At 31.6% G+C, this 13,357-nt stretch carries 15 protein-coding genes; 3 read left to right on the top strand and 12 right to left on the bottom strand.

Annotated features, from left to right (window positions below; genetic code table 11):
* Positions 1 to 18: 18 nt before the first annotated feature.
* From ATE90_RS12895 to gdhA, 11 genes are all read right to left on the bottom strand, one after another.
* Positions 19 to 471 carry a 3-hydroxyacyl-ACP dehydratase FabZ family protein gene (locus ATE90_RS12895; RefSeq protein ID WP_036784648.1) on the bottom strand — a complete coding sequence of 151 codons (453 nt, stop codon included), beginning with the start codon at positions 469 to 471 and terminating at the stop codon, positions 19 to 21.
* Between the two features lie 2 nt (positions 472 to 473).
* On the bottom strand, positions 474 to 1,271 hold the full coding sequence (locus ATE90_RS12890; RefSeq protein WP_036784645.1) for an SDR family oxidoreductase: 798 nt from the start codon (positions 1,269 to 1,271) through the stop codon (positions 474 to 476).
* Complete coding sequence (locus ATE90_RS12885; protein WP_101451479.1) at positions 1,265 to 2,317, bottom strand: type III polyketide synthase; 1,053 nt, start codon at positions 2,315 to 2,317, stop codon at positions 1,265 to 1,267. Before ATE90_RS12885 ends, ATE90_RS12890 begins: the two co-directional genes overlap by 7 nt.
* Before the next feature lie 69 nt (positions 2,318 to 2,386).
* Positions 2,387 to 3,106 carry a methyltransferase domain-containing protein gene (locus ATE90_RS12880; protein ID WP_101451478.1) on the bottom strand — a complete coding sequence of 240 codons (720 nt, stop codon included), beginning with the start codon at positions 3,104 to 3,106 and terminating at the stop codon, positions 2,387 to 2,389.
* Positions 3,106 to 4,242 carry an NAD(P)/FAD-dependent oxidoreductase gene (locus ATE90_RS12875; protein ID WP_091952290.1) on the bottom strand — a complete coding sequence of 379 codons (1,137 nt, stop codon included), beginning with the start codon at positions 4,240 to 4,242 and terminating at the stop codon, positions 3,106 to 3,108. The genes ATE90_RS12880 and ATE90_RS12875 overlap by 1 nt, the downstream gene beginning before the upstream one ends.
* A 4-nt stretch (positions 4,243 to 4,246) precedes the next feature.
* A complete protein-coding gene (locus tag ATE90_RS12870; RefSeq protein ID WP_036784636.1) occupies positions 4,247 to 5,356 on the bottom strand; it encodes an NAD(P)/FAD-dependent oxidoreductase in 1,110 nt (369 codons plus the stop codon).
* Complete coding sequence (locus ATE90_RS12865) at positions 5,357 to 5,809, bottom strand: GNAT family N-acetyltransferase (protein WP_036784633.1); 453 nt, start codon at positions 5,807 to 5,809, stop codon at positions 5,357 to 5,359.
* Positions 5,810 to 5,893: 84 nt separating this feature from the next.
* Positions 5,894 to 6,976: a DNA polymerase IV gene (dinB, locus tag ATE90_RS12860; protein WP_101451477.1), complete on the bottom strand. Its 1,083-nt coding sequence runs from the start codon at positions 6,974 to 6,976 to the stop codon at positions 5,894 to 5,896.
* 30 nt (positions 6,977 to 7,006) lie between these two features.
* Entirely contained in the window at positions 7,007 to 7,846 is an 840-nt protein-coding gene (locus ATE90_RS12855; RefSeq protein WP_101451476.1) for an alpha/beta hydrolase family protein, read from the bottom strand.
* Positions 7,847 to 7,853: 7 nt separating this feature from the next.
* Positions 7,854 to 8,408 carry a LysE family transporter gene (locus tag ATE90_RS12850; protein WP_254712326.1) on the bottom strand — a complete coding sequence of 185 codons (555 nt, stop codon included), beginning with the start codon at positions 8,406 to 8,408 and terminating at the stop codon, positions 7,854 to 7,856.
* A 173-nt stretch (positions 8,409 to 8,581) separates the two neighbouring features.
* Positions 8,582 to 9,937 carry an NADP-specific glutamate dehydrogenase gene (gene gdhA / locus ATE90_RS12845; protein ID WP_254712325.1) on the bottom strand — a complete coding sequence of 452 codons (1,356 nt, stop codon included), beginning with the start codon at positions 9,935 to 9,937 and terminating at the stop codon, positions 8,582 to 8,584.
* A 195-nt stretch (positions 9,938 to 10,132) separates the two neighbouring features.
* On the opposite strand from gdhA, the gene pheS reads away from it, so the two are divergent.
* The 3 genes from pheS to ATE90_RS12830 are packed head-to-tail and all read left to right on the top strand — an operon-like array spanning position 10,133 to position 11,836.
* Positions 10,133 to 11,152 (top strand): phenylalanine--tRNA ligase subunit alpha, encoded by a 1,020-nt coding sequence (gene pheS / locus ATE90_RS12840; RefSeq protein ID WP_036784620.1) that lies wholly within the window; start codon positions 10,133 to 10,135, stop codon positions 11,150 to 11,152.
* Entirely contained in the window at positions 11,152 to 11,409 is a 258-nt protein-coding gene (locus ATE90_RS12835; protein WP_036784618.1) for a hypothetical protein, read from the top strand. Before pheS ends, ATE90_RS12835 begins: the two co-directional genes overlap by 1 nt.
* Positions 11,410 to 11,440: 31 nt before the next feature.
* A complete protein-coding gene (locus ATE90_RS12830) occupies positions 11,441 to 11,836 on the top strand; it encodes a hypothetical protein (protein WP_036784616.1) in 396 nt (131 codons plus the stop codon).
* Between the two features lie 40 nt (positions 11,837 to 11,876).
* Here ATE90_RS12830 and ATE90_RS12825 read toward each other — a convergent pair whose 3' ends face one another.
* A complete protein-coding gene (locus ATE90_RS12825; RefSeq protein ID WP_036784613.1) occupies positions 11,877 to 13,352 on the bottom strand; it encodes a Na+/H+ antiporter NhaC family protein in 1,476 nt (491 codons plus the stop codon).
* Between the last annotated feature and the right edge of the window lie 5 nt (positions 13,353 to 13,357).

Raw genomic sequence — 13,357 nt, 5'->3', positions numbered from 1 at the left:
CAGTATCTTTTTATGAATTTACTTGAGTATTTCTTTTGCTACAACCATTCCTGAAATAGTTCCTCTACAAACCAATTCGTCCTTTTCATTGTACATTTTAACTACACATTTTAATTTATTAAATCTAAAATATTCTTTTTCTGAAACAACCTTTACTTTTTCATTGGGGTATACAGGTAAAAAGAAATCAATTTGATTTGAAGTTAATGCTATTTGAGGTTTTACCTCTAATGAAATCTCCTCTTTTAATAAAAAAACACCTAAACACACTAAACCAATTTGCGCCATCGTCTCTGTTAAAATTACACCTGGTGTTACTGGGTTGTGTTTAAAATGACCTTCGTAAAAAAACTCTTTTTCTTTAAATGTGTAATTTCCGGAAACTCCATTTTCTGAAACATGCATAATTTCATCGACAAACAAAAAAGGCTTCGTATAAGGTAAATACTGTATAATCTTTTTTTTGTCCATTTCTAATTTAAACTTTCCCCTCCATCAACTTTTATAATCGTTCCATTAATCCACGAAGCTTCGTCTTTACTTAATAAATATACCACATTTGCAACATCTTCCGGGGTTGTTCGTTTCCGAAAAGGATTTCTTTTCAATGTGTGCTGTTTTATCGTTTCGCTATTAGGTATCATATTTAAAGAAGCTGTATCTGTTACGCCAGCTTGAATACAATTTGCTCTAACTCCGAATTGAGCAAATTCTATAGCAATATTTCTAGATATAGCTTCTAACGTAACTTTTGCCGCAGAAACTGCTGCATAATTTTTCCAAGGTTTCGAATTTCCTTCGCTCGTAAAGCTGATAATCCTTGCGTCATCTGCAAATAATTTTTTATCAAATATTGCCTGAAACCAATCATACAAACTAATAGCCATTGCATTAATAGTAATTTGGAAATCGTCATTTTTTAAAACCTGTTTTTCTTCAGAAAACATAGGTTTTAAGTTGCCTTTTGCAATAGAGTGAACCAGGGTTTTTATTGTGCCCTTTCCTCTTAATTTTTCTATAAATTCTAGTATAAATCCCTCTCTTTTTTCAACATTTAAAGCGTCAAAATTGTGAGAAATAAATTCAATATTTTCACTTCGAATTTCATTAAAATGTTTTTCAATCTCTTGTTTTTGAGCTCTTGAGTTTCTATGGATAACACAAATATTCATACCGTGTTTGGCTAACTTTTTTGCAGTTGCCAGACCCAAGCCACTTGATCCACCTAAAATTAGTGCCCAATAATTTTTATTTTGAAATTCTCTTACCATTCTAACAAAATTCTTTGTGCAGAAAAACCTGGACCAAAGCTCAACATTAAACCTCTTTCTCCTTTTGCTGGATCTCTATCCATAAACCGCTCTAAAACATACAAAACAGTTGCGCTAGACATGTTTCCATACAAACGAAGCACTTCTTTTGTGTCATCTATATTTTTACCTAGAACTCCAAATAAGTCTTCTACGGTTTGCACTATTTTTTTCCCTCCAGGGTGAAAAATCAAATGATTGATATTCTCAATTGTTAGGTTATTTCTTTCTAAAAAAGGGTGCACAATGGCCGGGAAGTGATCTGATATTTTCTGTGGAACCTCCTTATCTAAAATCATCTGCAAACCGGTATTTACAAGATTAAAACCCATCATTTCTGTAGCATCGTAAAAATGATACATAGCTTCGTCTATTATTTCTGGCCCTTTATCCTCTTCATATGAAGACAAAATCACACTAGAAGCGCCATCACCAAAAATGGCAGCACTTACAATATTTGTCATTGAATAATCGTCTAATTGAAACGTTGCCGTTGGTGCTTCAACCGCAACAACAACGGCTCTTTTATTTGGGTTTGATTTTAAAAAATTCTTTGCATAAATAATGCCAGAGACCCCTGCTGCACAACCCATTTCTGTGACTGGTAAACGCACAATATCTTGCTTCATTTCTAAGGAATTTATTAAATATGCATCCATCGAAGGAATCATAATCCCCGTGCAACTTACTGTAATAATAAAATCCAAATCAATAGCTTTTAAGTTTGCTTTTTCCAATGCTTTTTTTAACGATTGTTCTCCTAATTTTACAACCTCTCGTGCATAAATATTGTTTTTTTCCTCAAAAGAAGTTGCTATAAAAACTTCTTCAGGATCCATAATTGAATAGCGCTTATCAACGCCAGCTCCTTCAAAAAGTTTAATTACTTTTCGCTGAAAACGAGTCTCTTGATTTTGCATCCAGTGTTTTACAAACGGAATGATATCTTTTGTTTCTCTAAAATATTTTGGCAGCTGTAATGCAACTGATGTTATTTTTACTTTCATATTATTTTTTTGTCACAATTATTTTCTCCTTTGAAATTCAAAAGTTTTAATCTTTTTTAAATGTCTAAATCAAAACTTTGTTCTTATTAGTGTCCACTGATAACGGAAAGCCCATTTCCATGAAATTTGTGGTTTTATACTTAATTGTTCAGAAATTTTAACCAAATCTTTTCGCTTAAATCCTCTTAAAACAGAGGTTAAACCGTCTTCAATAATCATTTTATTTTTAATAAAAAGGGATAATATCATAAATAGATAATACGCTAATTTATGTCTGTGTAAATCGTTAACTACAATTCCTATTTTCGTTTGTTTTAATGTGTTTCCCAAAAAAGAAAACAGCTCCTCTTCTTTAAAATGATGCAGAAATAGTGTTGCTAAAACAACATCAAATTTCCTTTTTTTAAATTCCATAGAAAAAATATCTTCGGTTGTAAAGCTTAATTCATGAAATTCGGTCGATAATTCATCTGCATATTCTATCGCAGTTGGGTTTGCATCGATTCCTAACAACTTCATATTGTAACCATTTTTTCTGCCAAACTTAGCTACGTCTCGCAAAATATCTCCATGACCACAACCAATATCTACAATTTTTAACTCCTGTTCTTTTGGATGGTTTTTTAAAATTTTCTTCAATGAATTTAAGGTTACTAGATTACCGCCTAACCAACGGTTTATATTTTCTAATTTATCTAATGTATCTCTTAACAAATCTCCACCGATAGAAAAATCATCCATTAACTCCTCTTTATCTGTTCTGTATTTTGTATTTATAAAGAAATCCATTAAATTTTCATTAATTTTCCGTGTGTCTGTTTTATAATTATTGGCAACAAAAAAGGTAATTTCTTTAAAACTTGTAGCAAAACAGCTGCAATCTTATCTTTTCTAAACAACATTGCAATAAAATGACCTGTTTTTAAACGAAAACTAAATTTTCTGTTCCAATCTCTAATATATTGCTTTTCAAGTTCATTTCTCGAATTCAACTCCCCATTAAAGTAATTTAGAATCAATTTAGACGCCATTTGCGCAGATTGAATTGCCATGCTCATTCCGTTTCCACACAAAGGGTGAATCATTCCTGCAGAATCACCACACATTAAAATATGATTTTCTACTGGATTTTTAGTTACAAAAGAAATCTGACTTATCGTTAATGGTTTTTCAAAAATAGCTTCAGAGCCATTGAATATCTCTTTTAAAAAATGATTTTGAAAAACAACTTTTTGTTGGAAATCATCAATGTTTTTATATTTTTTAAACGATAAAAAGTTGGTGATATAACACAAATTAATCGCGTTATTTTCTACTTTAGAAACACCACAATATCCTCCTTTAAAATTATGAAGCGCTACTAAATCTTCTGGAAAATTTCCTTTTACATGAATTTTCACCCCTAAATAAGGTGATTTTTTTTGAATAAAATTACGGTTCATTTTTACATCTAAGACACTTCTTTTACCGAATGCTCCAATTGTAATTTTTGATGTATATTTTTTATTTTCTTTCGTTTGTACTAGAAAAGAATCATTGGAGAAATCAACATTAAGAACAATGTCTTTTAATATGGTTACGCCATTTTTTATTGCTTTTTTTGACAACTCGAAATCGAGCTTGTAACGAGAAATTCCGAAGCCTCCCAGAGGTAATTTTGCTGAAATCAAATTACCTTTAGTTGTCGAAAGCTCGAACCTATCAATCTTTACCGCACCGAAATTAAAAGGATTAATATCAAGAAACTCTAAATATGGCAAGACTTCATTAGAAATGTATTCACCACATACTTTATGTTTTGGATAGTTGTTTTTCTCAATTAATAGCACTTTTTTATCAAATTTAGATAAGTGAATTGCGTTGCACAAACCCGCCAAACCGCCTCCAATTATAATAATATCAAAATTTTTGAGGTTTTCTTTCATATCTCTAATTCAGTAAATCCGCCAACTCTTTGCCAACTAAACTACCAATTGCGATGCCCATTCCCCCTAGACGAACTCCACAAAAAACGTTCTCAGAAAGCTGTTTAACAATTGCTTTTTTCTGATTTCCAACACCCATAATTCCACTCCATTTGTGTTCAATTTCAAAGTCTGTATTTGGTAAAATTGTTTCTTTTAATATCTTTTCTAATTGGTTTTGAATGATCTCTGTCTGACCGAATGCAGTCGTTTCTTCCGTTTTAAAATCGAGATTTCTACCTCCTCCAAAGAGCACTCTATTATCTATATTCCTAAAGTAATAATACCCTTTTTCTAAATGAAAAGTTCCTTTTATATGTAAGTTTTTAATTGGCTTTGTAATTAGAACTTGTGCTCTTGCTGGCTGTACGTTTTCTTTCAAAATTTTCGAAGTAAAACCATTCGTTGCAATAAATATTTTTTTAGTGTAAAAATCTAACCTGTTGGTTTTTACGTGTATTTTACTTTGATTTTCTATAAACTGCTCAACACTAATATTATTTAAAATTTTAACACCTAAATTTTGAACCTTATGCAGCAATTCAAACGCCATTTTACCTGTATCAATTTGACCTTCAAAATTATTTACAATATATTGCTGATGCACTTTTTTAAAACCAAAAGTGTTTTCAGAAACTGAAAAAACATCGGTCTTAAAAATCGGTTTTAATAACGCATTAATTTGATTTTTACGAGAAATACATTCCGTAAAAAAAGCTTGATCTTCACACAGTTCAAATCCTTTATTTTGCTGAAAATCGATATTGCTATCCCCTAAGTTTTTACGCAATAACTGTAACCCTTTCCAGCGCTTATCCACTAAGTTAAAAACATCTTCTTCCGTATGAGAGTTTAAATCGTCTATTAATTCCGATAAACTCCCAAAACAAGCAAAGCCAGCATTTTTAGTACTTGCGCCTTGTGGCAACATCCCTTTTTCTAGAATTAGAATTTTCGCTTTAGGATGCTTTTTTTTCAGTCCTAAAGCGCAATTTAAACCTACAATTCCACTACCAACAATAGTAAAATCAATGTTTGTAAACCACTCTTTTAATTCCCAGTAACTGTAATTCATTTATAGTCGTTTTTTAAAACAAATGCTATTTTCCATATTTTTATATTGCCCATAATTTGGAATGATTTTATAATTACACTTTTTATAAAACTTCACAGCACCTACCTGTCTTACTCCTGTTTCTAAAATACATTCTTGATATCCTAATTCTTTTGCCCACGTTTCTAATTCTTGAAGTATTTTTTGTGCAATACCCGAACCTCTATTTTCTGATGAAACAAACATTCTTTTTAATTCAACAGAAGTATCATCAAATTTTTTAATGGCTCCGCAACCTACTGCGATGTCATTAAAATAAATTACCACAATATCTTTTAAAACATCAATATGATTAAACTGATTGTAAAAATCATGTTCATCTCCATCAGTAGTTTTTAGATATGCATCTAATTTTTTTACTAATTTAATGAAATCTTCATTTTTAGAATTTGTTCTTACTTTTTTTATTTTCATTTACTCTTTTTTGTCATGGTAAAATCTACAGTAAGGTTAATTAACCAAAGGCTTCTTCGTTCTTTATCGTAATAAGATTGTGTGTTAAAATTCAAACTGTAATTGCACCCAAACCGGATCTTTTTTTATGGTGTTTAAATTTCCGAAAGAAATTCCTAATAAACGAACTGAATTCTTTAATTTTTCTTGATATAATAATTCTTTTACAACTGGCAAAAATTCCTTTTTAGTCTGCATAAAAGATGCTTTCGTTTTACTTCTTGTTTGTTGTGTAAAATCAGAATACTTAATCTTTAGAGTAATCGTTTTCCCTTTTGTGTCTGATTTTTTCATTCGTCTTTCGAGTTCCTCTGCAATAATCTGCAGTCTTTCTAACATAAATATTTCTGAAGAAATATTCTCATTAAAAGTCCTTTCAGCTGCTATGGATTTACGAATTCTATTTGGTTTTACTCGGCTGTTATGAATTCCGCGAACAATATTATAATAATGAGTTCCCGCTTTACCAAAAAGTTTCACCAACTCTTCTAATGATTTTTTCTTTAAATCATTTCCAACAAAAATTCCTAAATTATACATTTTTGCAGCTGTCACTTTACCAACTCCATAAAATTTATTGACCGCTAACGCTTCTAAAAAAGGAATAACCTCCTCGGGATGAACCGTTTTCTGTCCATTTGGTTTATTGATATCTGAAGCTACTTTAGCAATAAATTTATTAATTGAAATTCCGGCAGAAGCTCGCAAACCTGTTTCTTCAAAAATACGCTGTCTAATTTCTCGTGCAATTGCATTCGCAGACGGATTTCCTTTCTTGTTTTCGGTAACATCTAGATACGCTTCGTCTAAAGAAAGCGGCTCAACCAAGTCTGTATATTCGTAAAAAATTTGTCGGATTTTGGCGGAGATTTCTTTATAACGTTCAAAATCTGTTTTTACAAAAATTAAATTTGGACATTTTTGTTTTGCTAAAACACCACTCATGGCCGATTTTACACCGTATTTTCTTGCTTCGTAACTCGCAGCAGAAATGACACCTCTGATTCCTCCTCCCCCAACCGCAATTGCTTTCCCCTTTAATTCAGGGTTATCCAATTGTGCTACAGATGCATAATATGCATCCATATCTACATGAATAATTTTTCGAAAAGGAGGTTCTAAATCCATCTTTCGAAAATACGGAATTTCAACGTGCTTTTATTTCAAAAAATCAATACAAATCTGAGTGGTGCTTTTTAATTCTTCAGAAAGTGAATTTTCTTTCCAAGGGTGAAAAACATTAAAGACATGGTTTGCATTATCAATAATTCGAAATTCACTATCTGGATTCCATTTTTTTAGATTTTTTGCTTCTTCAATCAAAACAGAAGTATCTTTATTTCCATGAATTATTAAATACGGAATCTCTAAGTTTTCAGTCGCTTTTTTAATATCTAATCGTTCTTTATTTTGGATGAAATTTTCGTAAAACTGATAAAAGTGAGGCATATTTTGCTTTGTTCTTCCGTTTACAACATATTTAACACCTTCCTTTTTCCACTCCTTTAAATCTCCAATTGTTGCTGTTCTTTTCTCAAAATCACAAACACTAGCCAATGTGATTACCTGTTTTACGCGAGCATCTTCTTTCGATTTTAAAATCACAATTCCGCCACCTCTACTATGACCAATTAAAGAAATATCTTCTTTTTTTGCTTCATTTCTAAAATCAGTATTATTGGAAATCCAATTAATTACAGATTCTAAATCGTCTAGTTCTTTTGTGTAATTATTATTACCAAAAGCTTCTAAATCCGGAAAATCTATCGGTTGTTCAGCAGTTCCTCCATTATGTGAAAAATTAAACTTCACAAAAAAGAATCCTGCTTTCGCAAAAACTTCTGCCATTAAGTGCCAGGCTCCCCAATCTTTAAAACCCTTGTAACCATGACAAAAAATAATGATTGGTTTTGGTTGCTTGGTTTCCTTAAAAAAAACATCTATTAAAATTGGCTTATTATGGTTTCCTTGAATTTTTAGGTTCTTTATATTTTTCATTTCTTCTTTAAAAAAAGAGTTTTATTACTGCAAAAACAGCAACTAATCCGGTTAAAATAGATAAAATTATATTAATGTCTTTTGTTAATTTTCCTGTTTTTTTCTGAATAAATTTCGCAAAAGCGCCATATAAAAAGAGGATGAAAAAAGTGCCTATTACAGACCCTAAAGTAAAAAATAAAACAGGAATGAAATTAAAACTAAAAAGATTAAAAGTTTCTAAAGTTATTATTGTTCCACTAAAAAAAGGAATTGCAAACATGTTTAAAATAGAAAGAGTAAGACCTGTTAATAATGGATTCTCACTTTTTGCTTTATTTGTTTCAATATGAATTTTACTTTTTTTAGATTCTTTATAAAAATAATACGATAACAAGAGAAAAATAATAATTCCTGCTTTTTCTAAGGTTTCTATAACCGCTGGGTTTTCTGCAATATATTCGGTTAAAAGAACCGCAATATAAACCTGTAAAATAACAACTATTGAAACCCCTATTGCATATTTATTCGTTGCTGTCTTACCTTTCTCTAGCCTGATTTTTAAGGCGGTTATATTTAACATACTTGGTGTTATAGAGCCTACAAAAGAGAAAAAAAATCCAAAAAGAAAATTAGAGAACATGATCATATATGCAAAATTTCTAATCGTAAAGATTAGTTTTTAAACTAAGTTGTACAAAAAAACGCATCAAATAAATTGATGCGTCTTTTGGATTTAAATTTACTACAATATTTTTATACGACCCCTTGTGCTAACATTGCATCTGCAACTTTAACAAAACCAGCAATATTTGCTCCTTTTATATAGTCTATGGAACCATCTTCATTTTCTCCATATTGCACACATGAATCATGAATATCTTCCATAATAACTTGTAATTTATCGTCAACCTCTTTACGGGTCCAGCTTAAACGCAATGAATTCTGGCTCATTTCTAAACCAGAAGTAGCTACACCTCCTGCATTACTTGCTTTTCCGGGAGCAAATAATATTTTAGCTTTTTGAAACTCATGAATTGCTTCTGGAGTTGAAGGCATATTTGCACCTTCAGAAACACACATACATCCATTTTTAACCAGTTCTTTTGCTTCTTCTCCATCTAACTCATTCTGAGTGGCACAAGGCAAAGCAATATCACAAGCAACAGACCAAGGTCTTTTTCCTGCAATAAATTTGGCGTTTGGATATTTTTCTAAATACTCACTTATTCTTCCACGTTTTTCGTTTTTAAGAAACATTACGTGTTTTAATTTTTCTATATTTATTCCGTCTTCATCATGAATATATCCCGCAGAATCCGAAAGAGTAACTACTTTTGCACCTAATTCTATTGCCTTTTCAGCAGCATACTGTGCTACATTTCCAGAACCAGAAATAACTACTTTTTTCCCCTCAAACGAATCAGATCGTCGCAATAACATATTTTGTGCAAAATATACAGTACCGTACCCAGTTGCTTCTGGTCTGATTAAGGACCCTCCCCAAGAAGCACCTTTACCAGTAAGAACTCCAGTAAATGTATTATTTAATTTTTTATACATTCCAAACATATAGCCAATTTCTCTTGCTCCAACGCCAATATCTCCTGCAGGAACATCTGTATTATGACCAATATGCCTATACAGTTCTGTCATAAAAGAATGACAAAAACGCATAATTTCATTATCAGATTTTCCTTTTGGATCAAAATCAGAACCTCCTTTTCCTCCACCCATAGGTAAAGTTGTTAAAGAATTTTTAAACACTTGTTCAAAAGCTAAAAACTTTAAAATACTTGCATTTACCGTTGGGTGAAAACGCAAACCTCCTTTATATGGCCCTATTGCAGAATTCATTTGAACCCTATACCCTCTATTCACTTGAATCTCTCCACTATCATCTACCCAAGAAACTCGAAACGAGATTAATCTTTCTGGTTCCACCATTCTTAAAAGAATGTTCTTACCAAGATAAATATCATGATTAATGATATAAGGAATTACCGTTTCTGCAACTTCCTGTACAGCTTGTAAAAATTCTGGCTCATGGTTATTTCTCTTCATAACCAACTCCATGAATCCATCAATTTTAGATTTGATATTTTTATCCATGTTTTTTTGTAATATTAATAAAAATTTAACTGCGCAAATATAGGTAATTTTCAATATCTCATAATTAAATTAATTAAAATAATTTTTGTGAATACCCTTATTTCAATCGATTTCGTTTACAGTTACTGTTTTCTCAATAAATACAATCTAAAACTATTTAAAAAAGATTAAATTTGCATTCTAATTAAGTTTAAAATGTTAGATAAAGTAAAAGAACTTATTGGTGATGTAAAATCATTTAATGCAACGACTAAAGAAGAAGTTGAAGCCTTCAGAATTAAATACCTAGGAAGCAAAGGTTTGCTAAAAGATTTATTTTCTGAATTTAAAAATGTGGATGCTGAATTGCGTAAAGATTTTGGGCAAGCATTAAATAGCTTGAAAAAGTCGGCAGAAGTAAAAGTTGCTGAATTAAATGATGCGTTAGAAACTGCTGGGGAACAAAAAGGTGTTTATGGAGATTTAACGCGTCCTTCAGAACCTATTGAGTTAGGCTCACGTCATCCTATTTCTTTGGTAAAGAATCAAATTATTGAGGTTTTTAATAGAATTGGCTTTACCGTTTCTGAAGGTCCAGAAATTGAAGATGACTGGCACAACTTTACAGCCTTAAACCTTCCAGAATATCATCCTGCAAGAGACATGCAAGACACTTTTTTTATTGATAAAAATCCTGATACTTTATTAAGAACACACACTTCTTCTGTACAAGTCCGTTACATGGAAGAAAATCAACCGCCTATTCGAACAATTTCTCCAGGTAGAGTTTTTAGAAACGAAGACATTTCCGCAAGAGCCCATTGTATTTTTCACCAAGTGGAAGGATTATATATAGATACTGATGTTTCTTTTGCTGATTTAAAACAAACACTTTTATACTTTACAAAAGAGATGTTTGGAAAGTCTAAAATACGTTTACGCCCCTCCTATTTTCCATTTACAGAACCAAGTGCAGAAGTAGATATTTATTGGGGGTTAGAAACTGAAACAGATTATAGAATTACAAAAGGTACTGGCTGGTTAGAAATTATGGGTTGTGGTATGGTCGATCCTAATGTCCTAAAAAATGCAAATATAGATCCTGCAAAGTATTCTGGTTATGCTTTTGGAATGGGCATAGAACGTATTGCCATGTTGCTATACCAAATTCCGGATATTAGAATGTTTTATGAAAACGATAAGCGTTTCTTAGAGCAATTTAAATCTGTGATATAATGAACTATTTTTCACAGTTTTGGGATGAAAATAGGGAGGATGAATATGCAAGCTGGGGAACTTCCACTTGGCTTTTTGAAACGAATGAGTCTGACGTAATTCTTAAACAAATCACTGTTTACAGTAACGAAAAAATTTTAAAATATAGCACCGAAAAACTTAGCGACAAATTTGGTAGTTTAAGTGATCAGAAACTCACTATTGACGACTGTGATGGTGAAGTCATCTCTAAAGAAGGTTTCTATAAAGTTTGGTAATTATATAGACCCCGAAATCAATTCAAAACACATGAAAAAAGATATACATATTCCTGTTGTTTCAGATATAGAAGTTGCAGTCGTTTATGAATACAATGATATTTATAAAACAGATGATTGGAATGTATATATCATCAATAATAAAAATATTGCTGTAGAAATGATGGTGATTGTTTCTCAAGGTTTTTCTGAGACAAAAACCACTTCTTTATTACGTAAAAAACTAGACAAACTTCCTGCAAATTCTTTTGCTAAAATTGAATTAATACAGCCTGACTTATTTAAACTCAACAATCGTTTTCAGGTTACATTCTTCGAAGGAAATACCTTGTATGAAAAGACCTTCCTTTTTAAAGAAAATACAATTAAAGAAGGCACGCTACGTATGATTCCTGAAATTAAAAAACGGGGTATTTTAGCGGTTTAATATTAACTCCTAATTCTTCTTTGGAATGACAGTATATCTATCACCCAAAAAAACCAATAATCAAATACAAAATTGTAGTAATTATTCCACCGATTAAGGCATAAGGTAATTGTGTTTTTACATGGTCTATATGATCACTTGCAGAAGCCATAGAAGAGATTATAGAAGTATCCGAAATTGGTGAACAATGGTCTCCAAAAATTCCTCCTCCTAAAGTGGCTGCAACCACAATTGTTGCATCTGCTCCGTGAATATTTGCCATCGGAATTGAGATTGCTAACATAATTGCAAATGTTCCCCAAGATGTTCCTGTAGAAAATGCAATAAACGAACTAATTATAAAAACAACTGCTGGTAATAATTCTGGCGACAACCATTCTTTTGTAGCGTTGGCAACATAAATACCTGTCTCTAATTCTTTACAAGCATCACCAATTGCAAATGCCAACAACATTAATAAAGCTAATGGCATTAACTCGCTAATTCCTTTTAAAGTTAAATTTACAGCTTCTTTTGGTCTCATAATTCCCTGTATAAAATACATAATCATAGCTACCAAAAGGGATGTGATTACTGCGTATAAAACAGATGAGGAACCAGAGCCTTCTCCAATTGCAAGTGACGCATGATCTAAAAATGAAGTAGCTGTTTTTACAGCATCCCAACCTGTATATATTAAGTTGATTGGCATCATCAAGACCATTACTAAGAGCGGAACAATCATGTTATACGCTTTTGCCTCTATTCCTTCTTTTGGCGGAAATGAAGTAACGGTATCAGAAACCATTGGCTTAGAGTTTGCATTCATCAATTCACCTGTTTCTTTAGTTCTTTTCTCGGCTTTTTTCATTGGCCCCCAATCTTTCTTTGTAAGGATTACAATAAAAACAGTTGTAATTGCTAAAAGAGGATAAAAGTTATATTTAATAGAAGCCATCATCACTGAAAATGGTTTTTCTATTCCTTGTGTTAATAGAAGTCCCATAATAAAAGCTCCCCAAGCATTAAAAGGAATTAAAATAGACGAAGGCGCAGAGCTTGAATCTGCTATATATGCCAACTTTTCTCTTGGTATTTTAAGCTTGTCAAAAATTGGTCTGTATAAAGTTCCTACCGTTAAAGAGCTAATACTTGTTTCAACAAACAATAACAACCCTGTTACGGTTGCTAATACTTGAACCATTACTCTACTATAACCTGTTTTTTTACCTTCTAACTTTACTAGTTGCCTGTTTAAAATATTGATAAACCCTTCTACTCCTCTAGAGTATTGAATAAAAATTAACAAAGCACCTACTAAGGCACTAAACATAATTGTTCTTGTGTTTCCTTCAGATTGAAAGACATTTACCATGCCTTCAATCATTGCTAAACTTCCTGTTAATGGGTTCCAGTTTTCAATAATCAACCAAGAAAACCAAATTCCAAATAACAAAGCAATATAAACTTGTTTGGTTCTTAGTGCTAAAATAATAGCCAGAATTGGTGGTATTACCGACAAAAATCCATATTCCATAAAAA

Origin of the sequence: Polaribacter sp. Hel1_33_96, from assembly GCF_002846595.1 — a bacterium.
In the GTDB taxonomy this organism is placed as follows: Bacteria; Bacteroidota; Bacteroidia; order Flavobacteriales; family Flavobacteriaceae; genus Polaribacter.
This window is presented reverse-complemented; position numbering and strand designations above follow the sequence as displayed.